Source organism: Candidatus Woesearchaeota archaeon (assembly GCA_016180285.1).
Lineage (GTDB): Archaea > Nanobdellota > Nanobdellia > Woesearchaeales > JACPBO01 > JACPBO01.
The window spans coordinates 21,817-47,079 of record JACPBO010000002.1 but is presented as its reverse complement, the minus strand read 5'-3'; the positions used below and the strand labels follow the sequence as shown (position 1 = coordinate 47,079).

Below are 25,263 nucleotides of genomic sequence, written 5' to 3'. Positions count from 1 at the left end.
ATCATACTCTTCCTTTTAAAGCGTGCTTTGCGCCGCAGGCAGTGCATTTCAGGAACGGAACATTGCCTTCTTTGATGATCTGCGTGTCTGGTTTTCCGCATTCACCGCACAAGACATACTCGTAAGCATACTGCCTGATTTTTTCATTGATCCTAGAAGCACTGATCTTTGTGCCTATTATCAAAGCTGTTTTAGTCAGTTCACCGGGAGTAGCCAGCTCTTTCAGAATGTATTTTACCAGATGCGCAGCATCCCTTCTCAATATGTCTGCAATCTGATAAAAATTGCCGATTACAGTCCTATTGCCCTGTATATGGCCGACAACCTTGGGCAGTTCAAATCGTTCCTTCTCGAATACAGCGCTAGGCATTTCTTTCCTGGCCTTGTCAAGCAGTTCTTCATAGTCCATGAAACAAGAGAAATCTAGTCCTTTTTTTAAATGTAATGTTTATTTGCCCTTTTTCAATCAAAAGATATTTAAATAATTCCGATTAGTTAAACAGTTCATGGTACTGGAATCAATAATATTCCCAATGAAGGCAGAAAAGCAGCCCTGGGAGATGTTTTTTGTTGGCTTAGTTTATACATCTGCGGCAATATTTCTTTCATTGTGGATTTTTGAAAAAGAAGCAAGCATGGTCATGGTATTTTTTGCGGTGATGGCAGCATTGCCGATAATTTACAATACTCTGAAACTGGAGGAATTCAAAGATATTGATTTGGCGAATGAAAAACAGCGCCTAAAGCAGCATTCAAAGGCAATATTGATTTTTTTGTTTCTTTTTTTAGGAATGACTGTTGCATTCGTTTTTTGGTATACTGTCCTGCCATCTTCTACAGTGGCGTTCTTATTTCAAAAACAAGCGCAGACAATAACCAGCGTCAATAACCAGATAGCAGGAAATGCTGTTGCACAAATTACTTTATTCTCAAAAATACTTATGAATAACCTGAAAGTGCTGGCTTTTTGCATATTATTCTCGTTTATTTATGGCTCCGGGGCAATATTCATCTTAACATGGAATGCTTCAGTAATAGCAACTGCAATAGGAAATTTCATAAGAACGAATGTTGCGCATTATGCATTAACATTAGGATCTGCAAATGCATTCGCATATTTTCAAATAATTTCCTTGGGCTTGCTTCGGTATTTTATACATGGACTGCCTGAAATAATAGCATACATATACGGCGCTCTGGCTGGCGGGATAATATCTGTAGCAGTCATAAGGCGCCATTTTCAGACAAAGAAGTTTTTCAGCATACTTATGGATGTGTCAGACCTGCTGCTGCTTGCAGTAGGATTTCTAATTCTAGCAGCCTTCATTGAGATTTATCTGACGCCAAAACTATTCTAGAACTTTCAGCTTGCCGGCTCTTATTTCAAAGATGTCGCCTTGCTTCAAGAGGCGAGTTATGATCTCCTCACAAGAGCTGTTTTTTGAATTAAGAACAACTTCATCATAGTCTGCTCCATTGCCTTTGTCAAGCTTCTTTATAATGCTGATCACCTGTGTTTGAGAATCGCCAGGCACGTTTTCAATAACATCCGCGATAATCTCCTCAACATCATCATCTGAAATTTCTTTTGATTTTTCTTCGATGCCCAATTCTAACCTTCTTAATTCCAGCCAATCCTTGTTATTCAATGTTTTCAATATTTCAGCAAGGATGTATTTTTCATTTCCAAACTCCCTTGGCCGCCCAATAACCAATATAATATCGCCAATCTTTGCATTTTCCAAAGCTTCGCTCTTTTCAAAACTTCTCAGGCCGATCTTTGCAGAGCCATCATCAACCAAGATTTCACCTTGATTTGCATTCTGGTCAAGATTTTTTGCAACAACAATCCCTATGATATTAACTCTTGATAGTTTCCTGCCATCTTCTGCAAGGACATAATTAGATGCCCAGCCCTCTTCCTTGAAGTATTTTCCATTGATCAAACTAGAAATTTTTGCCTTGTATGCCACCAACCTTTTTATTTCATTTGCCATGCTAAATCTTTTGGATTAAACTAGGCTTAGGTTCGAAGATGTCGCCAGAACGTTTCAGCCTTTCAATGACTTCATCCACATCACTTTCATCAATATTCTTCTCTTTAGCCATGTCAACCAAATCCTGAACAGCAATCTGCTTTGACCTTTCACTTAACCTGTCTATTAGTTCTTTTATTATTGTTATTTTGCTTCTCTCTGAACTTGGAATGCCTGTGGAGATTCTATCGATGTCGATCTGGCCGGTTTCTTTATCAAGCGCAATCTCGCTCAGGCAATAATGCAGTATGTCAATCGCCCTTTTCGCATCCTTTTTTGTTACTGCATCGCTCAGCCTTACTTTTGCTGAAGCTTCAGATAGCCTGACTAACGCTTCCAGCTGCCTTGCGGATATCGGTATTGATTTCATCTCACCTTCAACAGTGCCGGAAGCCCTCATCTTGAGATAGTAGCTTTGTATTTCATCGCTTGCGCCATCAGAAAGCTTAGGATGCACATTCTGCCTAGCATAAGCAATATATTTTCTCAAAAGTTTTGTATCCAATTCAACATTCTCAACATCAGGATTTTGATGCATCCCTAGAATGAACTTCGCCATTTTTTCATCTCTGTCAGGATGCGGAAGATCCTTTATTGCAAAAATCAAATCAAACCTGTTGATCAATGTAGTGGGCAAATTGATTTGTTTGGAAATAGGCTCGCCATAAGGGTCAAACCTTCCGAATTTAGGATTAGCAGCAGCCAAAACAGTTGTTTCAGCCCTTAATGTTGCCTGTATATTTGCTTTTGAGATGCTCACTGATTGCTGCTCCAATGCCTCGTGCATCGCGCTTCTGTCTTCCGTAGACATCTTGTCGAGCTCGTCGATCATACAGTTATGAACAGGTATAAAATTTGCAATATAATTGGGGCCTTCTTTTGCATCGGTTTGCAGGTTAAATACTTCTGCAGGAGGAATATCACTTATGCCTGTTATTTTGCCTATGTGTACGCTATCCTGCGCCACATTTTTCAACGTTTGCAAAGAATTTGCAGGCAATATCAGCAAAGCAGCCAATGCCCCCAATGCTCTTTGCAAAGTTCCTCTTCTAACACCATATCCGCCATCAAGCTGACTTTGTTTTATGCTGTTCATATACAATGCTTGTTTTTGACCGTGTTTTAGTTCAACTCTTACACTCTCAATCAGATCATTAACATGAGGAATTCTTCCGTCCATGGATCTGCGTTTAAGAATCTTATTCAGCGCAGCAAGTTTTGCTGGCTCAAGGCGCGAGTCCCATAACCTCGCAATATTTTCTCTGCCGGTAATGCAAACATGGAATATGGTGTATGTGCCTTCTTTTACTATTCCACCGCCCCTTGAATTTATTTTTCTTATTCTGCCAATCAGGCCAATCTTGCGCAATAGTTTTCTGTAAGTTTCAGCGGTTTGGAAATTCTGCGTTATTAGAGAAACGATTCCGCCGCCTTTTCTATTTGAAATTGATCCATCTCCATTTACCGCACCGATAATGAATGCCTTGATGTCATCATGTGAAAGATTTAACAGAACATTATCTGTCAAACCATTTTTCTTGCCAACAGGTATCCCAAAATTTTTTATTTTCTCATGAATCTCTTTAGAACCTATATGCGCATGCAGAGACCCGCGGTTATTTTTATGAACATGCATCTCTTTTCCAAAACAGGCGTTAACAAGATATTTTATTCTTTCAATCATCCACTCTTTAGTTGAATAAAAGCTTATGCCATATTTTTTCTTTGTTAAATGCCCATCTGTTGCAATCATGCCGCAAAGTTCAAGAAGAAGGATATTTTTAACATCTTTTTTTGAAATAAATTCCGTAGGCAAAACCACTGAAGCACCGGATTTTAATCTTCCGCAAGGCACCCAACGAAGGCCGTTGTCCCAAACAGGAAGAGGGTGCTCTGGCGTTATATGCAGTTTATCTCCAGTGTCAAACTTAATTTCAAAAAGTTTCTCTGCAATTCTGCGCGAAACACCTAAAACTTTTTGTTCGCATATTTTGAATGTTTTTGCATCCAAGGATTGAACACAGACCTCTTTTCCTTTAAGGTGCTCTTCATAAACTTGTTTCATCGGAATAACACTTCCGTTGGCGAGTAGAATAGCTGTATCGCCAGTAACACACAATCCCTTATTTGCCAAAACAAGCGCGCCAGCTTCAAGGCTCCAGCCGCGCAGGAATTCGTCTTTCACAACAGTTGCGGTCAAACCGGCTCCGCTGACTCCCTTGCCGCTGACATACCTTCCTTTAGGAGAGATTTTTGAAACCCTCTTGAGCAATTGGCTTTTTCCGCTCCCAGGATCTCCAATAAGTAAAATGTGGATATCGCCTCTTATTGATACGCCGTCTTTTCTTTCCTTCTTTAATCCTCCCATTAACTGCAGAATAAGGGCCTCTTTTATTCTATCATGACCATATATGCTTGGCGCAATCGAGTTTATAAGCCTTGCATAGATTTTTGGGTCTTCTGCAAGTTCTTTGATTGCCTTTAATTCTTCATGGCTTATTGTGATGTCGGAGAAATTCTCTTCTACACCTTCAATGCAATTGGCTTCAATCAGCAAATCAAACCTTGTGGATTGGCCGCCTGTCTGCAATGTTATGGGCACTTCTTTTATAATGCCGCCAATGCGTATTTTGCTTCCGGGGCTTGTTCTCTTCTCGCTTAAAGGGCTGACCAAATCACACTGCAGAAAAATCTGCATCCTTTTTGGCTGGTCCCCACCTTCCAAATCTTCCGGTGCTTCTTCCAAAACAATACCCTGCACATCAACAAGCTCCTTGCTTAACAGCTTAAATCTTCCTTTTTTTCCGCAGCCGCACCTGCTTGGCTCGCGAAATTTTTTATCGAGCTGTGGAACCGAAATAGTATTTCCGCAAGCGGGGCATTCAAATTTCGCAACAACTGCCTGGGGCCTTACATCAGATTTCTGCCTCACAATGCCCTCTGTCCAAAACAGTTTTCCTATGTGGTTGCTTCTTATGTTTCTGATCATGATCTGCTGGGTTTTAGGCAGATTTCTGAAACGCACCTTGAATTTTTTCAGATCACCTTCACGACCCGACTCTTCAATAGCAAGCTCAGCAGCCCTTACCACTTCATCGGGCTCTTCCAAAAGCTGCTCTGCAAGCTCTGGATCAAATTTTATCAGCTCTGCAAAGTCAACAATCAAGAATTTATTGCCTTTTCTTAGGTTTTCAACTATTGCCGCCCCATAAATCAAATCAAAAAATTCACCAAATCTTCTTATCTGTTCGCTTGCTTCCATTTCAAATTATTTTTTCATGACTTTCTTTAGCGTTGCTATTAATTTGTCAAGAGCGTTGTGAACTTCTTCCTCGCTTTTGGTTCCTGTGCAAACAACCTTTCCATTGCTGAAAAGCAAAAATGTTGCCTTTGCAGCAGCCAGCTTGTAAACCAATCCTGGAAATTGCTCTGGCTCATACTCAGTGTTGTCCAGCTTCATTGCAAGCACATTTAAGTTAAGATCCATACCAACGCTGCCGGAAGCAACAATGTTTTGTATATTCACTTTTGGCTGGATTGTTATCTTGATATTGATTTTTTCAAGGCTTTTTATTATCTTTTTAATGCTTTCATCTACCTTATCCATGCTTCTTGCGCCGGTGCAAACAACTTTTCCAGAGCTAAAGATCAAAGCAGAGGTTTTAGGGTCTTTTATCCTTATTACAAGCCCAGGAAACTGCTCAGGATTGTATTCCGTATTGGCAAGTGTTGCAGCCATCTTTTCAAGCGGAATATCGTGCTCTAAAGATGTAGAAACCACTATATTCACCACTTTTATGTCTCTTTCTACCTTTTTTTCGATCTTTTTAGCTTTTTTAGCCATAAAAACACCCCCATTACGTTAATATTGTTTATAAAGTTTATAAATGGCACTAGTTTATAAATACTTTTGTTTTTAAATGGCTATATTACAGTTCATAAACCCCCTTGGTTTCTGGTGGAAAACATAGGATGTAATAGATACATCATATGGCAACAATGTTTATAAAGTATTGAGTAATTATATTTAAAAAAGGAATTGGTTTAGAATAAACCACTCCAGACAGTCTGGAACTTAAGGGGGATTAAAAAATGAAAACCGAGATAACGAAAGGAATAATTTATGGAGAGACTTACCTTAAAGATGATTATCAAATAATATTCGGTTTTTATGACAATAAATTCAGCAATAAAAATCAATTAATTGAAATAATAAGAAAGACAGGTGATTATACTAATAGGATGATGAAGGGCGAGATTGTGAACATTTTTGATAATTTCCATAGTTCTGGTAGTGTTTATGGAGAGAGTAGAACGAGCATAATGGCAAAAGAGGGGATAACTGCTGGAATATTGCATGGTAGCGGGCTTAGGTTTAATGGTGAATTAAAAGCTATTTTAGAAAGGAACGGAGAAGCTCAAAAGTTGCGTGATATGAGTGAGGATATTATAAAAAGAACGGAAGCTGTAGGAAAGGATAGACAAAAATTTGAAGATCTTTTTAACTATCTTCAAGAGAAATATAATTTTACTTCTGAGGCTGCAATTGATTGTATGATGAGCCAAGGGTATAGCTATGATGCTGGGGAAGAGAAGGAACCTAGCATTTTTCAGAATTTGTTTATTAGAATACCGCAGGTTGCAAAAGAAACCGGATTAACACATTTAACTCTTTTACCTATATGTGATAGAGATAAAAGCCTTGAAAACAATGTTATCAGTTTTTTAGCTGCCAAAAGAGAAGGGAGGGGCAACAAACCAGTAACGTTATATGTTAAGACGGATAGTATCCTTTTTGATGATGCTGTTAGAAGTATTGATATGATCCGATAAAGCAGGTTTAGTTTACATAAATAAGGGAATCAAAAAGCGGAAGACACACTATGCCGGAATATTCTGATTCTTTATTGCTTGGGTTGTTTAAATCCACAACCTTTATATATAACATATGATGTACATTTCATATGAAATGCAGTTCATACGCTTTGTTTTTTGATGCATTCTCAAATAAAACAAGGTGGAGAATACTTGAAGCATTGAGGATCAAGGACCTTAGCGTTAATGAGATATGCGGCGCAATAAAAGAAGAGCAAAGCAAAGTAAGCCACAACTTAAGAAAATTAATAGAGTGCCATTTTGTAGAATCAGTAAGAAAGGGAAAAAACAAGATATACTCGCTAAATAAAAAAACAATGCTTCCGCTGCTTGAGCTAGTTGAAAAGCATGCAAGCGAATATTGCGGCAAGGTTTGCATAAAGAAAAAATGAAAAGAACATATTTAGACCATGCAGCTACAACGCCTGTAGCAAAGGAAGTTTTAGCAGCCATGCTGCCGTATTTTAGCGAGAAATACGGAAATGCAAATTCACTGCATTCTTTCGGGAGAGAAGCGAAACAAGCTCTGGAGAAAAGCAGGGAAACAATAGCAAAGTCAATAAATGCGCTGCCTGAAGAAATTATTTTTACATCAGGAGGAACAGAAAGCGACAACATAGCAATCAAAGAGCTGTTTTTTACTAACAGAGAGAAAAACCACATAATAACGAGCAAAATAGAGCATGATGCTGTTATAAACACATGTAAATTTCTTGAAAAAACTGGGGCGAAAGTAACTTACCTCGATGTTGACAAATACGGCCTTATAAATTTTGACCAGTTAAAAGACTCAATAAATGAAAAAACTTTGCTTGTTACGATAATGCACGCGAACAATGAAATCGGCACAGTGCAGGACATCGGAAAAATAGGGAAAATCTGCAGAGAAAAAAATGTGTTGTTTCATACGGATGCTGTCCAGAGCTATTGCAAGGAAAGAATTGATGTAAAAAAGCAAAATATTGATATGATGTCATTGAGCGCACATAAGATATACGGGCCTAAAGGCGTGGGGGCATTGTATGTTAAAAAAGACCATAAGAAAAAAATAGGGACTTTCCTGCACGGCGGAGGCCACGAGTTCGGATTAAGATCCGGCACAGAAAACATTGCAGGCATCGTTGGATTCGCAAAGGCTGTTGAGATTGCGCAGAAGGATTTTGAGAAAAATAACAAAAAAATCAGGACGCTGAGGGATGAGCTAATCAAAGGAGTTTTAAAAATCCCCGAAACATTCCTGAATGGTCATCCTGCAAAAAGGCTGAGCAACAATGCGAACTTTATTTTCAAATATGTTGAAGGGGAGGGCATTGTCATGAAACTGGATGATAAGGGAGTTGCTGCATCCACCGGAAGCGCATGCTCTTCGAAATCGCTGAAGCCAAGCCATGTTTTGCTGGCTCTTGGCTTAAGGCAAGAGGATGCCCACGGGTCATTAAGATTGACTTTGGGAAAAGACAACACAGAAAAAGAGATTGAACATGTTTTGGAAGTTTTGCCAAAAGCAGTTGAAGAATTAAGAAAGGCAAGCCCTTTCTGGAGAGGATAAGATGTTTGAATATTCGAAGGAAGTCATGAAACATTTCCTGCATCCGAAGAATGTGGGTGAAATTAAAAATGCAGACGGAATCGGAAAAGTAGGCAATCCCACCTGCGGGGATATTCTAATGCTTTACATCAAAGTAGAAAAAAATAAAAAAGGCCAGGAAATAATTAAGGATATAAAGTTCAAAACTTTGGGTTGCACAGCAGCTCTAGCTGTCTCTGATATGCTCGCCGATCTTGCAAAAGGCAAGACAATAGAAGAAGCCAAAAAAATCACCAATAAAAGAATCGCAGATGCGCTGAAAGGGCTTCCTAAGATAAAATATCACTGCAGCCTTCTTGGCGAGGAAGCTCTTTTGAATGCAATAAAGGATTATGAGAAAAGGAAAAGAAAAAGCTAGCGGCAACATTCATTTCTCAGATCAAAATTAAAATATTCTTTGAATTCTTCAGCAATATCCGGATAGCCTTCACTCAGCCATTCATGAATCTCCCTGCTGAAGCAATGCGCGCATACATTCATATTTCCGCCGCAAATAATGCATCTTGCTGCTTTGTGATTGTAAACTTTAAATATATTGGATCTGCTGATCAGCAATGGCACTAATGCCTTGTTTCTTTCATCTAACCAGCATGCCATCTCCTTGGCCAGGCAATTGAAGCAAACTGGCTGGGTTATCTGCTCACTGCATAAAATACAACCTTCGCTTATTTGCGGTTTCACATTTTCACCTCTTGTTCCAGGTTTGCAGAAAAAGAATGGAATTTTAACGCCCAAAAAAAGCTGCAAGAACCCGGATTTAATCGGGCTCTTAACAACCTGTTGTAGTGGCTGTATACATAAAAGAGCCACATCTATTAAGAACCCATCTCATCGAAATATGCAAAATATGGCCCATAAGCAGATAAAAGTTGAGCTATTATTTAAGTTTTATTGTTTTGCAGTTCATATTTCATTTTTTAAATACTTTTATAAAGAAAAATGCATTTTTAACTCACAATATGAAAAACAATAAAGAAAAAAACTTTATTAAAAATTTTGAGAATAAAATAAAAAAAACAATAAAAAAATTCAATCTGCTGAATAAAAAAGAGGAGATCTTTGTAGCAGTATCCGGAGGCAAGGATTCAACAGCCATCCTTTATTTGCTAAAAAAACTGGGCTATAATGTTGAAGCGATAACCGTAGATGTATTGATCGGAAAATATACGAAGCAGAACCTGGAGAAAATAAGGGGCTTCTGCAAAAAGATAAATATCGAGCTGCATGTCATATCCTTCAGGGAGAAATTCGGCTATTCTCTGTGCTACATAAGATCAGTTTTAAATTCAAAAGGACTTGATCTCAAATCTTGCACAATCTGCGGTGTTCTAAGGCGCTACCTGATCAATAAATATGCAAGAAAATTGAAAGCTGACAAGATAGTTACAGGCCATAATCTGGATGATGAAGCCCAGGCGATCTTGATGAATTTTTTGAGGAATAGATTAGATCTAAATTCAAGGCTTGGTCCGATTTCAGGCGTTGTTAAGGATAAAAAGTTCATCCCCAGGATTAAACCACTCTACTTAACAGCAGAAAAAGATATAGTTAAATATTCAAAAATACTGGACTTTGATGTCGATTACGGGAAATGCCCATGCTGCCATGATGCTTATCGTAATTTTATAAGGGGCTTGTTGAATGAATCTGAAGAAAAAAATCCGAAAATAAAGGAAAACATTGTTTTATATTTTTTAAGAGACATTAAAAATACAAAAAACAATAAAATAAATAAAGCAATAAATTACTGCAATAATTGCGGAGAACCTGCTAAGGGAACAATATGCCAGACGTGCAATTTGCTGTCAAAAATCAAGGAATAAAAATGAAAATCGATTTTGTTTTTCCATCAAACAATGAAAAAGAATTTATCGAGATAGCTGAAAAGCTGGATTATGATGAGCTGTATTTTACTTATAAAAATCAAAAAGATGCTGCTAATTTAGAAGAATTACAGAAAAATACAAAAATAAAGCTGAATATTGCGCTGATACAGCATTCCAAAAGAGTAAAAAAAGAAGATGGCGCAACGATCTTAGTCAAGGCAGCAGAGGACAACAGATATGTTCTTGAAAAAACAAAAGCAGACATTGTGTTCGCATTTGAAGAGACTGGCAGAAGGGATTTCATTCACCACAGGGATTCAGGCTTAAACCACATATTGTGCGCAATAGCGAAAGAAAAAGGCAAGACAATAGGGTTTTCATTTACTTCAATCCTCAGGTCAGAAGGAATGCTTAGGGCGCAGATTATTGGAAGGATGATGCAGAACATTGAGCTGTGCAGGAAGTACAAGGTCAGCACAATGATTGCTTCTTTTGCTGCATCTCCTTACGAGATGAGGGGATGGCACGATTTAAAGTCTTTTTTTGAACTTCTCAGTTGATTTCCGCAATATTTAAATACAAGAACTTCCAGATTATCGTTTATCAGTAACTTAATTATTTAAAATAAGTAAACTAAGTTAAATAAGTTATTTCAAATGACAAGGATAAATATAGAGATTGATGGCGAGCTGCACAAAAAGGCCAAGCTAAACTCTGTTCTACAGAACAAGACGCTTATCCAATTCATCCATGAAGCAATAGAAGAAAAGCTGAAGAAAGAGGAAAAGGGCAAAAAAGTATAAAATGGCTGATGACAAACTTGCGAATTACATAAAAAAGCAGCTGACCAGAGGATTCTCTTTGGACCAAATTAAAACTGCTTTATTGAAAACAGGGTACAAGATGGAAGATGTTAAAGAAGCACTAAATAAAACAGGATCTGGTAAAATAGCAGGAAGACCTTCAAACATTAAAAAAATCCCTTTCGTAGGCGCGATTGCTGTGACAACAATCCTGCTTGCCATTATTTTAATAATCAGCAGCCAAAACATACAAAAAAAACCCGAAAGCTCAATTATGGCTGATGAAAAGGATTTTTCAGACTGCATAAACAAATTGGAGAATATTGCCGATGTTTGGAGCGATGATGGCTTCAGAGAGATCTATTTTAACCCCGATGATTCTAATAAGATCAAAGATTTTAAAGAGTTAGCATTCGGCATTTTAAGAACGGTTTGCGAAGGCAACATAAGTTTTAGAATAATCAATGTAACTGTTATTGCCAAAGATGAATTTAATGCAAAAATCAACATGTATTGCAATGGGGCAGTCGATTTTACAAAATTAGGCAAGAATTATGAAAATGCAGTCAGAAAAGAAGCAAAGCCAGACAACTTGATTGATCGTGCTGATATTTTTTTGATTAAAAAAGGAGACGCGTGTTTGTTGAAAAATTTTAATTATTAGTGGACCAATGAAATGAAAAATAAAACAATAATAAGGGTGGTGATAATCGTAATGTTTTTATTAATCATTAATAAGTTTGTTTCTGCGGAGTACGTGACTTACACGATAGATTCTGGCTCTGATGTATTTTGCAATGATGCAGACGATACAAGGTTATCCTGTGAAGATATTGGTTCTGGATCAAATCATGGCTGCGATGAAATAGACCCCAATGGTTGTCATCCTTTTGAAGGTCCAGCTGCAAATTATGGCGAAGAGGCATGTAGAATAACGTGCGCTAATATAGGGTGCACCACGCCAGATGTAATAGATACCAAAGCATGCCCATCAACTTCCTGCGGGAATCAAACTAGAAATTGCCTAGGAAACTATACATGGAGTGATTGGTCAGAATGCCCGCAAGAGGCGGGTAATTGCTCAGCCAGTTGCGCATCTCAGGGCTTTTATTGGGACACAACAAAAAATCAATGCTGCGGCGATGATGCAACAGACAATCCCGATTTGAATGAAGGCTCTTGTTTAAATTGTCCAATTGGCGGAGAAGCTGCTAACCCATCACTCAGAGCTTGGTCCAGCACAGCATCAGCATGCTGCGGCGATGATTCTGGCGATATGGGTTATAGAACATCAGACAACAGCATAATATGCGCAAACAGCACATGGCAATGGCTCAAGGCAGATGACTGCAGGGGCGATGTTATTAACGTTTCAAATACAATGTATGTTTCAAAAGATGGAGTTTGGACAGCTTGCCCTGGGTTTACTAACATTGATGTATCCAAAACACCATCTACAACCACACAGTCGCATGGGTTTATATGCTCTAACAATGCTTCTGGCGCTTATAACATTTATGAATGCAAAGGAAATGATCAAGCATACTCTGATGGAACCGGAGCACCAATCTGCAGAGGCACTTCTGAAGGAGTAAGAAACAAAACAGGAGATTCTGTAAGGATAGATCAAACAACTTATTATTGCATAGATACAGGAGATAAAAAAATATGGTCAAATAATCTTGATGACTCTTCTGGAAGCTGCGAATCAGCAGGATTCAGCTACACGGGAAGCTTATGCTGCGGAGAAGATCCCCATGAAGATTATAACGATGTGATGAATCCTAACCCGAACACAAATTGCTGGGATGAAAGAGAGATAACAAACAATACGATTCTGTCCTCAAACGAGTTGTTTAAAAACAGCGGCCTCACAGAGTGGGTAGATGCTGATAACCTGAAATATTGGTTAAGAACAGGAGAAATCGAAGCCTTCAATGGCGGCGCAACTCGCTCAACAGCAGCCAAACTAATAAGCGGGGCATCAATAGAAAGCGACTTCATACCTGTAAGTGGAGACGTGGAATATAGATCGATATATTACTACAGCGGCAATATAAACGCAAAAATAAAGCAATATGATGCCTCTAAAAATTTTGTAAGCGATGCTCTGCAAAATTCTGTCACGCAAGCCACAGGATGGGCGTTGTACAATTCAACCTATACACCGACACAACAAACCTATTACATTAAGCTATTCCTTTCAGCAGCATCAGGCCAGACAGCATACTTTGATGATGTCTCTCTAAAAGGCGGCGAGAACATAATGACACTCAACGGCCAGTTCTATGGCTGCAATATTCCTGCTGGTTTGCAAACAAAGCAAGATACGCAGCATACCGGCAACTTAATAATTAATGACGGTTACTGCACAAACAGGGGAAGATTTTACTGCGATTACTCAAGCGAATGGCTGGACAATAATGGCCAAATGAAAAATCACACTTCAGCATCGCCTTCAGGACTATCCGCGCTTGCAACATCATACAGTTCAGCAGGTTGCTGCCAGGATTCACAGTGCTGGAACGGAACATCATGTGTTGATGACCAAGCAGGAAATCCTCTTGCTCAGGCATATGAAAACAAACGATGCTTAAGCGGAGAATGGAAGGATGATTATCAGAAAAAGACATGGAACAATGAAGCAGGATACTGCCCCGAGAAGCAGCAATGCCTTGTAAACCCATCTGGGAGTTATGCAAGCAACAACAACCCAGACGCTTATTTCACATCCACACAGCCGCAGTGCATAAACAATACACAATATGTCTTGGATCATTACTGCGAAAATGGAAACTGGACAACAAGAACAAAGCAGCTGGCATTAACAATGATTAATTTAGCGGGAAGCTCCGAATATGCTTTATTCTGCGATAATTACGCAAATGTCCTGAATTATTACAATTACATAATATCTGGAACAAAGAATGCGCAGGATTATATTTCAAATAAATGCACTTTTGGCAGCCAGGTAAACCAGCCATGCGCAAATCAGGTTTGTATTTTGAATTACAACAATAACATATTATTTGGCTTAACAGTGAATCAGGAACTGAATGCTCCAAATTATAAATTCCTTGATGTGCTGAGTTTATCAGGCTGTACAGCCACAAATGACGGCCAATTCCATTCATGCGACGCCAGCAATAAAATATGGTACAATAATGCATCAAAAACATTAATTTACAGCAATGCGGCGTTTTCAATGCCGACAACACTTACTCAGGCATATCTTAAAACATTATCGCTTATCTTATTAGGAAACCCAATACTGGCGCTGCATCAACTCATTAATAGCATTATATTGCCGTCATTTGACTTTGGAGGCAATCTGGTATCATTTGACTACTCATTTATCAACCAAACAAAAGATTTCAGCCATTTGTATATGCTAAAAACAACTGACAAGTCAATTTTCGCATTAATAGAAGAAAACATCCTCGATGCTACCGGAGTTTCAACAAAATACCTTGTGATAAATTACACCGGATTTGGCACAAATATATGCGATGATTATGTTAACAAAACAAATAAGTACATATGCTATAAAGATAATAACAAATTTTACATTGCAGCAAAGCCATTTGCAGACAAAGTAACTGATGCAGTATTCAACCTATGGCGGGACTTCACTTCAAAATTAAGGATTGCCGGAACAGGCGGATCAATTGACATGCTATACGCAATAGCGGATACTGGTTGAAATGGAAAATAAAAAGATAATAAACAGCCTGAAAATTGTTTTTGCAGTAATCATGCTGCTGCTTTTAATCAAAATAACAATCCCGACAAAAACAGTTAATGGACAAGAGCCATTCACAGTTGACTTCAAGGGATTTGCAATATCGGCGAACCCAGTGGCTTCTTATTCCTGGGACTTTGGCGATGGAACAAAGAGCAATGAGCAAAATCCAACTCACATATATGCTTCAGCAGGAACTTACAACTCAGTTTTGACTATAACTGATAGTAGTGGAAAAACCGCGATAGATGTTGTTACAGTAGTAGTTTCTACAGCAAATGCCCCTCCAATAGCAAATGCCGGGCTAGATAGAACATCTGCTGTTAGCACAATAACACAATTAGATGGCTCTGGCAGTTCTGATCCAGAAGGAGCTCAACTAACTTATGGTTGGGCGCAAATCTCAGGCACATCTGTAACCTTATCATCAACAACTGCTCAAAAGCCATCATTCACAGCAACGCAACAAGGAACTTATGAGTTTCAATTAACAGTCTATGATGGCGAGCTTCACAGCCAGCCAGATAAAGTTATAATCACAATAACTCCTTCAAATAACCAGCTTGAAATTTCAGATATCAGCATTACTCCAATCACATCATCATCAGGAACAATGTTCGAAATTACAGCAACAGTTGTTGATAATACACAATCCGGCGTGAACGTGGCTGCAGACATACACAGCCCAGGATTGGCAGATGACCTTGTGCTTACAAGCCAAGGCAGAAACGAATATATGACGGAGTGGGATTCGGCAAATGCACCTTCAGGCGATCATACAGCAGAAATAACAGCAACTTCAAACACGCCTGTTTTGACAGATACAGCATCTACTCCCTTTTCAATAGAAGAAGGTGCAGCAGAATGCGCAGTTTCAGCATCATGCACAGCAGAGCAGACTTGCATATTTTCAATGAATGCAGAAACTAATTCACATGCATCGCAGTCATGCGATGCAGCATACAAAGTCTGCTGCCCAAGCAGCAAGTTCACAAGCAACAGCTGCGGAACAACCATATTGAAGCTTAATGCAGCTTCAAATGCGCATGCAGCAGAGCCTTCAACAACAATAGCAGGATATTCAACAAATATCTGCGTTTCGCCAAGCACAACACAATGCGCGAATAGGGACGGCGCATGCAACGCTGACGAGACATGCATCGCCTCCTTAGCGCAGGCAACAGCATCGCCTGTTTACAACACTCATGTTGCAAAATGCGATTATTACAGCCTGAAGATATGCTGCAAATAAAATGAAAAACAAAATTGAAACCAAAGGGGCGAAAAAGATGGAAAAAACAAAAATCCTTTACATCATTATAGCAATCTTAATAGTTATAATTGCAGGATTGTTATGGAATTCGTGGTATAACAGACAGATTTTTGCTGCACAGCAAAGCGGCTATAATATAGGGTTGCAGAACAGCATTATTTCAATAATTCAGCAATCCAGAAACTGCCAGCCCGTAAGCTTGTTTGCTGGAAACCAGACATTTAATTTCATAGATGTAGCTTGTTTAAGGACAAATGAGCAATTAAGCGAAACCAAGCAATAAATAAAACATGAAAAAAACCGATTTATCAAAAATTGAAGAATATGATCAGGTACTTAAAGATATACGATTTTTGCTTGACAAGGCCAAAGCACAGGCCTATAAGGCAGTAGATAATGTAAGGGTGCAAACATACTGGCAGATAGGAGAGAGAATAGTAAGGGAAGAATTGCAGCATAAAGAAAGGGCAGATTATGGGCAATACCTCTTAGATAACTTAGCGCACGATTTAGGCTTTTCTAGGAGATTAATGTTTGAGATAGTCCAATTCTACAGAACATATCCAATTGTGCAGACAGTGTCTGCACAATTAAGCTGGTCCCACATTGTTGAATTAATTAAGCTTGCAAAAAAAGAGGAAAGAGATTTTTATGGGCAACAAATAATTCAAAATGGCTGGAGTGTCAGAATTGTTCATCAGGAAATCAAAAAGAAGCTATACCAAAAGGCCTCCCAAAAAGGCACATTAGCCATTAAAAAGAGGCTTCCTCTAAAAACCATTGAACCCGAACAAATTTTCAAAGAGGTCTATCATTTTAATTTTTTAAGCTTAGATGAAAATTCTAAAGAAACGGAGTTTAAAGATGCCCTATTGAATAAATTTGAAAAATTACTCCAAGAACTAGGCTCAGATTTCTTTATTGGCAGAAGAGAGGTTCCAATACTGATCGCAGGCAATTATGATAAAATTGATTTAGAGTTGTTCCATGCCGGATTATTGTGCTATATTTTGGTAGAAATAAAAACTGAGGAGTTTAAGCATTCTCATGTGAGCCAGATGTACTCTTATCTTAACTGGTATAAGGAGAATAAATTGAAGAATGGCCAGCGTTTGCCGATTGGCTTAATAATCTGCAAAACTAAAGATGATGAAACAGTGCATTATGCATTGGGTGGTTTAAAAAAGGAAATTTTTGTTGCCGAATATAAAATCAAGCTTCCAAGTGAGCAAGAAATTAAATCAAAATTAAAATAATGAATAAACATAAGATAAACTAAAAACTAAAAAGGGTGAGCTAAAATGGAAATAAAACTGAACATAGCAAAGAAACATTTGTATATTTTAATGGCTTTTGTTTTGGCTGTAGTTGGCCTTGGGCTAGTCATAGCGTTTAATACAGAATCACCGGAAACATTCGGACACAGCTCAGGGGAAGTGATGGTTAATATCAGCGGCATGCAGAAAACATTACAAAAGGCGATAGATGCTAAAGAGCTGGGAGGCGGCCGAATACCGCTTTTTTTCTCAGGCACTCTACCAACATCAGTTGAATGGGAGGCGGATGTGATAATTAATGGCAATTATGCAAGATTATGTGACGTGGTTGGAAGAACTTATGATGGCGCAGTAGATGCAGTAGCCCATTATACGCACTTAGGTGGAGGCCGTGGCGGGTATTTTTATAAGGACTGGTATTACGTAGGACCTAGGTTTTGTGATGATGACACGTGGTATTATGGTTCTCCTAGCCCAGATGGGCTAGCCAAGGATGACCCTGCTAATCTATACACTGTTTGGCGCTATAGTGGAAATTGCGGGTGTTGTCCTGACATTAATGGCTGGACCTTTGAAAGAAGAGCAATTGTTTATTGTAAATAATTGCTCATGCATTAATAATATTTGCAAAACAAACCATGAAATAAAAAAATGACCAGAAATAAAACACTTTACTCGGTTTTTGTATTTTTTCTATTAAACACATTCCTAGTCCAAGCTGCAATGCCTCAGAGCCAAGTCAAGCATTATGAAATATCGCTTGAGCTGAAAGGCAATGCGCTTGTTCTGGATCACGTCTATGTAATAGGCGGCAAGGCTCCTGCAAGGGTAGAGCCTGAAAATGGCTATAGGCTGGAAATAACATCTTTTGACAACCAAATACTGGATTCATTCAAGTTTTCAATGTTCGGCAATAAAACAACTGTTAGAACACCATACTTTGAGAATGGAAAGAGAATTGAAATATTTGATCAAACCGGCATAAGGGCGCTTGATATTGATGTTGGCAGGTATGCAAAGAAGTGCGGCAACAACATATGCGGACAGGATGAAAGTCCATTATCATGCCCTCAAGACTGCCCTTCAAAAGAAAAGCAATTTGCAGGAATAGGCCTTTATTCGATCATAATAGCCGCTGTAATAATGGCGATAGCATTGATCATATTTTTCATTGAAAGAATGAGAAACAAGTTTTTCAAAAAGCTGGAAGAGAAAAAGCAGCTCGGTAAAAACGAAGAGCTGAAAAATTACATAGAAGATGCAATCAGAAAAGGCTATACTGCAGAGCACATTGAAAAAGGCCTTATAAAACTAGGCTGGCCAGAGCATTTGGTTGATGAAATCATTGAAAATATAAAAAATAAAAATGAGACTAAATAACATTAAAAGCAAAAAATCGCAGATAACGGTTTTCATGATAATCGGAATAGTCATCTTAATCATCTTCGGGTTGGTTTTTTATGTTATAAGCTATGCTGCAAAAAAAGAATCCGGAGGGGAAACAGAATTGACAGAAGAGCAGCTGCAGGAAATAAAGCCGATACAGAATTATGTAACATTCTGCCTTGATAAAGTCTCAGCAGATGCTTTGCAATTATTGGGAAAGCAGGGAGGCGTGATTTTCAAATCACAGGGAGGAACAATAAAAGAATATGATGCTTCGGAATTAGGCAAATTTTATTTGAAAGACGGCAGTTATATTGTGCCTTATGCAATAATGCCGTTAAGCATCTCAATACTTTCTTTATCAGCTGAGCTGCCAGCTTATCCATGGCAGGATTACCCGAACAACCCGCCATTATTCAGAGTTTATGGGGAAGACAGATTCCCGCCACTGTATAAGAGCCAAGGCTCTCATTCATTGCAAAGGCAGCTTGAGTCATATGTGAATGACCATATCCGAAACTGCACAGATTTCAGCGTTTTTCAGCCGCAGGGATTCAGCGTTATTGCAGAAGCGCCGAATACATCAACTATTATCGGAAAAAAAGATGTTTCAGTTAATCTTGTATTTCCATTAGAAATAACAAAAACAGCAGCGGGCCAGAAAGTAAAGATCAGCAAATTCAATTCAAATCAGAAAGTAAGGCTTAAAACAATATATGACTTTGTTAAAAACATAATAAACAAGGATGTGACAGATATTGGCTTTGACCCAAGAACATTGAGCAGCAGCGAAATGCAGGTTATTGTCACAGCAGAGTATTACAACAAAGATGACCTGATAAATATCATGGATACACAGTCAAAAATATGGAATGAGCCTTATATTATGAGGTTTGCAAGGAAAAACAGAATGCCTGCATTGCAAAAAATTAGCAATCCTGCGGGATCATTTAATGCGGGCGATTTAATCACAAATACAAGCAATGAAATCAAAATAAATGATGTGTTGTTATTTAAGCCCGTTGCAGATGACCCGGATGAAGATGCAGTTGATTTTGTTTATAATAAAAATAATTTACACGCAACCTTGACGTTCCCTTACAATATAACCAATGATGACAAAATAAATGGCCTAAAAATAATTGTTAATGCAACAGATGGCGAACTGTCAGATTATCAAGAAGTAAAGACCCCGATATCATAAAAATGAAAAATAAAAAAATAAAACTAGCGGTGTTCGTAATTTTCGCAGCAGCATTCATCACATTACTGGCTACATTCACATTTCCACAGGCGCAGCAATGCTGCTACAATCCAAATGCGGGGTCAAGGATCTGCACAGACTCAGCATTAGCAAACTGCTGCCCGACACCGGAAGCATCATACTCTGATTATTATTCTGCTGCAACTGGCTATGGCCCGCAAGATTATGCAAACTGCAATGCCAATTATTACAGCGGCACACAAGGTTGTTCTGCGATATCAAAATGCACAAACGTGGGATGTTGCTGCCCTGGCGGAACAAGCTATGTGATAGAATCAGAATGCCCAACAACATCAACCTCAACATTCACAGCCTATAACGGAAGAACGTGCACAGATGTATGCGCCACTACTCCGCCACCGCCTCCGCCAACAGGAGCATGCAATGATGTAACATATAAGCAGCCGCCTAATGCAACAACAACATATCCCAAAGGCGAACTTGGAGTGCAGCTGAACTTTTACGCATCATGCACTGTCAGCCAATACATCATTTCAAAATGCATTACGGGCAACTGCGCTTCATACACGCAGATTGCAACAACGCTAAACAATTTCTACATTGACGGCGATGTGCTATGGGACACAAACTACACTTACAAGATAGTTGCAGAATATTCCTTATCTGGAGCTTCAGATCCGCGCTACTTAAACACTACAACAGGCAATGTAGAATGCTGGAATAAGCTTAGCAGCGACAAATTCTGCCTTCATAATTCAAGCTATCTGGAATTTAAAACTTATTTGACTGATAAAAAAGGATTCAGCGCAGATGAAAATGCCTTTTTATTAAATGCAAAAACAAGTTATGGCAGCCGCTTCAACAAAGCATATACTTGCAATGATAACAACAAGCTAGTCGGCCCGGATCCATCCTGTTCATCAACTTATGCAGATATATGCGCGGCAGAAGGAGCAACAGCGCAATGCCTTAAAGCAGGGGCATGCTCAAATGCAAGCGCAAATCCATATGGGATTTTCTTTAGTAAAAGCCTTTGTGAAGGGGCAGTTTCTCCAAAATACTGCTTCTATGACAGGTCGCCTTCAATTACAAACTATTGCTATGAGTGCAGCCCAAGCATGCTCTGCTATGATTACAGGTCAGAATCAGCATGCAGCAGCAACAACTGCAACGTTGGAAACTGCAAATGGATACCGACAATTGCAGAACTCGGAATAGGAGTATGCGCTGATCTTGACAGAAGCAATTGCGAGTTATGCAATCTTAAGGGAACAAGCTCAGCCTCAAATCTTCAGTCATACAATGAGATATTTGACATATGCACTTTGGGAAAAGCTACAGCACTATCAACAGCAAATTATCCCTGTTATGTCAATGGCACAGCAGCTATTAGCTGCAATGCAATGACCTGCGTGAATTATACGCAAACAGAATGCGGAACCCAACACATAACCCTGGATTCAAATAATAGAATTACAACATCAGGCGCAGATTCGTGCAAGATAGGGGTATGCGAATATATAAATGGCAAGTGCCATAAAAACACAGACAACAATAATGCGCAGGACTGCGCAGATGGCAACAACAGCTGTGAAGCAGACTACTTCAATCCAACAACAACAATTGTGCCGGTAAAGGCAACAGACAACTCATACGAATATCTGGACATTCAGATTTACGATAAAACATCCAAATCAGACTATGGCAGGAGTGTTTTGGCGCCAGGCAGCTACAGAACATATCTTTGCCATTATGGCCCTGGAGAGGCGGAATGCGGCGCGGCAGGCCATCCTTACAGCAATTCAACAACACAATTAAAGCTTTATGTAAATGATTATACTGTTTCTATCTATGATGGCGCAATCCAGACATTTTTATTCAATCTTACAAGCGACAATGACCCGGCAACGTCAGACAACAATATAATAAAATATTACACAGAAGATCCTAGCCATAATCTTGGAATCGTGCAAAGCGTACTTATTACACCAGTTCCAACTCCGCCACACATACTTAACATAATCATAACAGAAGGCACCGAAGTAAATGATGTTATTTACACAAAAAATGCCTTGCCAACAATAACTGTGATATTTGATGAGCCTGCAACGATAATATTATCGAAGATAAACAGCTCAACAGCAGACATAACATTCAGCACCAATTCATCAGGCGATCGTAAAACATATACATTTATTCCAACGGCAGCATTAGGCCAGGGCAGCTATACTTTTTCAGTGAGGGCAAAAGATGATCTTGAAACTTTAATGCCAACAGTATTTGCAAAAGCATTTGTTGTTGATACAACTCCGCCAACAGTGACTTTGCAGAGCCCGAAAGATGGCAATTATTCTTTAGAAGCAACAATGGCAATAATATTCAACTTCAGTGAAAAAGTTTTCTTGGATGACGTAACTGTCAATGGGGCGTCATTAAACATTTCAACATTTTCATCATCATCTAACAAGCTTTTTACAAAGTCTCAGCAATTTTTAGATGGCAGTAAAACGCTGGTAATAACAGCACACGATTATGCTGGCAACACAGTATCCTCGCGCACCTTGTTCGAAATCGATGCAATTCCATTAGTGATAACAATGATACAGCCACCTTACAATGTTTCATCGACACAAAGGTTCAATATAACGCTGCTAACAGACAAGGCTGTGCAATGCAGGCAAACCCTTGATATATCGGTTCAGTCATTCAGCAACATGGCCGGCTTTGATAGTTCAAATTCAACAGCGCATCAATTATACAACATCTACTTAGCAGACGAAAACAACCATAACTTTTACGTAAGATGCAATGATACCATCAGAGGCCTGGTGAATGTGACCTTCATCATAAGAGTTGATTCATCGCCTCCGCAAATAATAACAGCATATGCAAACCCATCGCCCGTGGTGGAATTCCCTCCAAATGTCACATTGAATGTTCAGACAAACGAGGCAACACTCTGCAAATACAGCAATACAACACAGAACTATGCCCTGATGGAAGGGAACTTCTCAAGCTATGCACAAAAGCAATTCAATACAATACACCGCCAGATATTTTACCTTCCGCTGGAAGAGAGAAGCTATACATATTACGTTGCATGCGAGAATCTCGCCGGTTGGGCATCAGCAACATCCGCCATAAACTTTGCAGTCAACCTTAGCGCTCCAATCACAATAGCAGTTTATACACTTGCATACAGCAATATGAACCAAACAAAGATAGATATAGGCACTAATAAAAATGCAGAATGTTTTTGGGGAATTAGCAGCTCTTCAATGATCTATTTATTCTCAGAAACAACAGGCTACCGCCACAAGCACACCCCCGGTCAGCAGGAAGGCTCAAACACATATTATGCGAAGTGCATCGCTGCAGGATTATGGTCTGATCCAGTAACAATCACTTTCTTAGTTGACACAAAGAAGCCGAATATGAGCTATGTTGATGATTCCAGCAATTTAGCTAATAATACGCAATACTCATATTTCTCTGACAGACTGCAGGCAAAATGGCACGGCACTGATGCAGGATCGGGGATATGGTACTATCAATATTTACTGGAAGACAGCTATTTGAATGTGGTTGTGAATTGGACAACAAGCTCAATAGATGACCAATGGTATTGGTTAACGAAAGACAATGAGCCAAACTGGATGCAGAGCAATGGAACAAAGCTGAACTTAACAAACCTAAGAACATACAAATTTAAAGTAAAGGCAGTTGATTATGCGAACTGGACAAGCGACGTTATGTCCAGCGATGGCGTGACAGTCGATATATCAAAGCTACCAGGCCATTGCATAGATCTTTTATTTGAAAGCGACACAGAAACAGATGTGGACTGCGGCAAACAATGCGCGGGTTGCATTAGCGGCAAGAATTGCCTGATAAATTCAGACTGCCTGAGCGGCTATTGCCCAAATTCAACTAAGAAATGCGCCAATCCTTCATGCAACGATGATATCAGGAATGGAGATGAAACAGACATAGACTGCGGCGGAAGCTGCTCAGACTGCCCAGAAGGCAAGAAATGCATACAAGACAACGATTGCGCAACTAATTTAAAGTGCAAGTCAGGAATATGCAAAAAAAACATCGACAGCTGTAAGGATGCTAAATTAAGCGGAGATGAAACAGACATAGACTGCGGCGGAGGGTGCGACCCATGCAGCCCGGATAAAAATTGCCTGTCCAACAGTGACTGCAAAACAAATTATTGCAGCCCGAATAAAAAATGCATAAACCAGACATGCAGCGACAATGTAAAAAACAATGATGAAACTGACAAGGACTGCGGCGGATCAAACTGCCCCAAATGCCATGTTGGAAAAACATGCTTAATTTCAAGAGATTGCGCAACAAACTACTGCCTTAATAGCCAGTGCACTGAAAAAACAACCGGCTCAACAACTGAACCAAATCCTGAAAAATCAGGGGGCTTCAATTGGTTCCCGATATTATTGGCTGTTCTGATAATTGCAGCACTCGGCGGAGGAGGCTATGCATTCTATGAATATTACTACAAGCCTTATCTGCAGAAGAAAAAGCCCCACTATTCGCCAAGAATGCAGCAGCCAATAACACTGTCAAGACCGGAAGCAAAACCGGGATTTATGCAAAGGCCTGCGCATCGATCCATGGAAATAAAGCGGGCAGCAGAGAAAAAAGAAAGGGAAAAGGTTTTCAATGCCTTTGAAGAAGAAAATACTCCTGAAAAAATAGCTGAAAAGCCAACCGAAGCAAAAACTGAAGAAAAGCAGGTTGAACAAATAGACGTTGCAGAAGAAAATCCGGGAATAACAAAAATAAAGCCTGAAGTAAAGGGAGATATTTTTGCTAAATTAAGAATATTGGCTGAAAAACCGAAAAAAGAGATTAAAACAAAAGAAAAACCAGCTGCATTAAAGAAAGAAACAGATAAGGATGAGGCATTTAAAAGATTGAAAGGGGTTATAAAGAATAATTTGAAAGGGGATTATGCAAAGAAATTGATTGCATTGGCAGAATCAAGGAAAATAGCCAAGCAAGACCTCAGCAGAACATTCTCCAATCTTCTTAAAACCAAGAAAATCACAAGAGGACTTGCAGAAGAAATATTATCGCAGCTGATAAAGCTGGATAAAATCGCAAAATCAGACGCAAGGTCTCTTTTGTTGAATCTTGCAGACCAGAAATTAATAACAGCAGCCCAAGCAAAGAAAATCCTGTCAAATCTTGATGCGGAATAAA

22 protein-coding genes are annotated in these 25,263 nt (G+C 39.1%); 17 read left to right on the top strand and 5 right to left on the bottom strand.

Annotated features, from left to right (window positions below; translation table 11 throughout):
• Nucleotide 1: 1 nt before the first annotated feature.
• A complete protein-coding gene (locus tag HYU07_00320; protein MBI2128659.1) occupies nucleotides 2-409 on the bottom strand; it encodes a translation initiation factor IF-2 subunit beta in 408 nt (135 codons plus the stop codon).
• Nucleotides 410-506: 97 nt separating this feature from the next.
• Between HYU07_00320 and HYU07_00315 the strand changes: the two genes are divergently transcribed.
• The gene (locus HYU07_00315) at nucleotides 507-1,358 is read left to right on the top strand and encodes a stage II sporulation protein M (GenBank protein MBI2128658.1); all 852 of its coding nucleotides are present in this window, start codon (nucleotides 507-509) and stop codon (nucleotides 1,356-1,358) included.
• Here HYU07_00315 and HYU07_00310 read toward each other — a convergent pair.
• From HYU07_00310 to HYU07_00300, 3 genes are read right to left on the bottom strand one after another with little or no spacing between them, the layout of a single operon-like run.
• Nucleotides 1,350-1,997, bottom strand: a complete 648-nt coding sequence (locus tag HYU07_00310; GenBank protein MBI2128657.1) for a hypothetical protein — start codon at nucleotides 1,995-1,997, stop codon at nucleotides 1,350-1,352. The two genes, HYU07_00315 and HYU07_00310, sit on opposite strands and share 9 nt — an antisense overlap.
• Nucleotide 1,998: 1 nt before the next feature.
• Nucleotides 1,999-5,298: a hypothetical protein gene (locus HYU07_00305; GenBank protein MBI2128656.1), complete on the bottom strand. Its 3,300-nt coding sequence runs from the start codon at nucleotides 5,296-5,298 to the stop codon at nucleotides 1,999-2,001.
• A gap of 6 nt (nucleotides 5,299-5,304) precedes the next feature.
• Nucleotides 5,305-5,880, bottom strand: a complete 576-nt coding sequence (locus tag HYU07_00300; protein MBI2128655.1) for a TATA-box-binding protein — start codon at nucleotides 5,878-5,880, stop codon at nucleotides 5,305-5,307.
• Nucleotides 5,881-6,128: 248 nt separating this feature from the next.
• Between HYU07_00300 and HYU07_00295 the strand changes: the two genes are divergently transcribed.
• From HYU07_00295 to HYU07_00280, 4 genes are all read left to right on the top strand, one after another.
• A complete protein-coding gene (locus HYU07_00295; GenBank protein ID MBI2128654.1) occupies nucleotides 6,129-6,869 on the top strand; it encodes a hypothetical protein in 741 nt (246 codons plus the stop codon).
• A gap of 131 nt (nucleotides 6,870-7,000) precedes the next feature.
• Nucleotides 7,001-7,303 carry a winged helix-turn-helix transcriptional regulator gene (locus HYU07_00290; GenBank protein MBI2128653.1) on the top strand — a complete coding sequence of 101 codons (303 nt, stop codon included), beginning with the start codon at nucleotides 7,001-7,003 and terminating at the stop codon, nucleotides 7,301-7,303.
• Complete coding sequence (nifS, locus tag HYU07_00285; protein MBI2128652.1) at nucleotides 7,300-8,460, top strand: cysteine desulfurase NifS; 1,161 nt, start codon at nucleotides 7,300-7,302, stop codon at nucleotides 8,458-8,460. Before HYU07_00290 ends, nifS begins: the two co-directional genes overlap by 4 nt.
• A gap of 1 nt (nucleotide 8,461) precedes the next feature.
• Nucleotides 8,462-8,857: an iron-sulfur cluster assembly scaffold protein gene (locus HYU07_00280; GenBank protein ID MBI2128651.1), complete on the top strand. Its 396-nt coding sequence runs from the start codon at nucleotides 8,462-8,464 to the stop codon at nucleotides 8,855-8,857.
• Here HYU07_00280 and HYU07_00275 read toward each other — a convergent pair.
• Nucleotides 8,854-9,180 carry a hypothetical protein gene (locus HYU07_00275; GenBank protein ID MBI2128650.1) on the bottom strand — a complete coding sequence of 109 codons (327 nt, stop codon included), beginning with the start codon at nucleotides 9,178-9,180 and terminating at the stop codon, nucleotides 8,854-8,856. The two genes, HYU07_00280 and HYU07_00275, sit on opposite strands and share 4 nt — an antisense overlap.
• 278 nt (nucleotides 9,181-9,458) lie before the next feature.
• On the opposite strand from HYU07_00275, the gene HYU07_00270 reads away from it, so the two are divergent.
• The 12 genes from HYU07_00270 (at nucleotide 9,459) to HYU07_00215 (ending at nucleotide 25,262) form a co-directional block, all read left to right on the top strand.
• On the top strand, nucleotides 9,459-10,322 hold the full coding sequence (locus tag HYU07_00270) for a TIGR00269 family protein (GenBank protein ID MBI2128649.1): 864 nt from the start codon (nucleotides 9,459-9,461) through the stop codon (nucleotides 10,320-10,322).
• 2 nt (nucleotides 10,323-10,324) lie between these two features.
• Nucleotides 10,325-10,885 (top strand): hypothetical protein, encoded by a 561-nt coding sequence (locus HYU07_00265; GenBank protein MBI2128648.1) that lies wholly within the window; start codon nucleotides 10,325-10,327, stop codon nucleotides 10,883-10,885.
• 96 nt (nucleotides 10,886-10,981) lie between these two features.
• Nucleotides 10,982-11,128, top strand: a complete 147-nt coding sequence (locus HYU07_00260; GenBank protein ID MBI2128647.1) for a hypothetical protein — start codon at nucleotides 10,982-10,984, stop codon at nucleotides 11,126-11,128.
• A gap of 1 nt (nucleotide 11,129) precedes the next feature.
• Entirely contained in the window at nucleotides 11,130-11,792 is a 663-nt protein-coding gene (locus tag HYU07_00255) for a hypothetical protein (protein MBI2128646.1), read from the top strand.
• Between the two features lie 12 nt (nucleotides 11,793-11,804).
• Nucleotides 11,805-14,831, top strand: a complete 3,027-nt coding sequence (locus tag HYU07_00250; GenBank protein ID MBI2128645.1) for a hypothetical protein — start codon at nucleotides 11,805-11,807, stop codon at nucleotides 14,829-14,831.
• Between the two features lies 1 nt (nucleotide 14,832).
• Nucleotides 14,833-16,122: a PKD domain-containing protein gene (locus HYU07_00245; protein ID MBI2128644.1), complete on the top strand. Its 1,290-nt coding sequence runs from the start codon at nucleotides 14,833-14,835 to the stop codon at nucleotides 16,120-16,122.
• 37 nt (nucleotides 16,123-16,159) lie between these two features.
• Nucleotides 16,160-16,426 (top strand): hypothetical protein, encoded by a 267-nt coding sequence (locus HYU07_00240; protein ID MBI2128643.1) that lies wholly within the window; start codon nucleotides 16,160-16,162, stop codon nucleotides 16,424-16,426.
• A 7-nt stretch (nucleotides 16,427-16,433) separates the two neighbouring features.
• Nucleotides 16,434-17,399, top strand: coding sequence for a DUF1016 domain-containing protein (locus HYU07_00235; protein ID MBI2128642.1), 966 nt, complete (start codon nucleotides 16,434-16,436; stop codon nucleotides 17,397-17,399).
• A gap of 45 nt (nucleotides 17,400-17,444) precedes the next feature.
• The gene (locus tag HYU07_00230; protein MBI2128641.1) at nucleotides 17,445-18,023 is read left to right on the top strand and encodes a hypothetical protein; all 579 of its coding nucleotides are present in this window, start codon (nucleotides 17,445-17,447) and stop codon (nucleotides 18,021-18,023) included.
• A gap of 48 nt (nucleotides 18,024-18,071) precedes the next feature.
• On the top strand, nucleotides 18,072-18,800 hold the full coding sequence (locus HYU07_00225; GenBank protein MBI2128640.1) for a hypothetical protein: 729 nt from the start codon (nucleotides 18,072-18,074) through the stop codon (nucleotides 18,798-18,800).
• Nucleotides 18,787-20,010: a hypothetical protein gene (locus HYU07_00220; protein ID MBI2128639.1), complete on the top strand. Its 1,224-nt coding sequence runs from the start codon at nucleotides 18,787-18,789 to the stop codon at nucleotides 20,008-20,010. The genes HYU07_00225 and HYU07_00220 overlap by 14 nt, the downstream gene beginning before the upstream one ends.
• A gap of 2 nt (nucleotides 20,011-20,012) precedes the next feature.
• A complete protein-coding gene (locus HYU07_00215; protein ID MBI2128638.1) occupies nucleotides 20,013-25,262 on the top strand; it encodes a hypothetical protein in 5,250 nt (1,749 codons plus the stop codon).
• Nucleotide 25,263 lies beyond the last annotated feature (1 nt).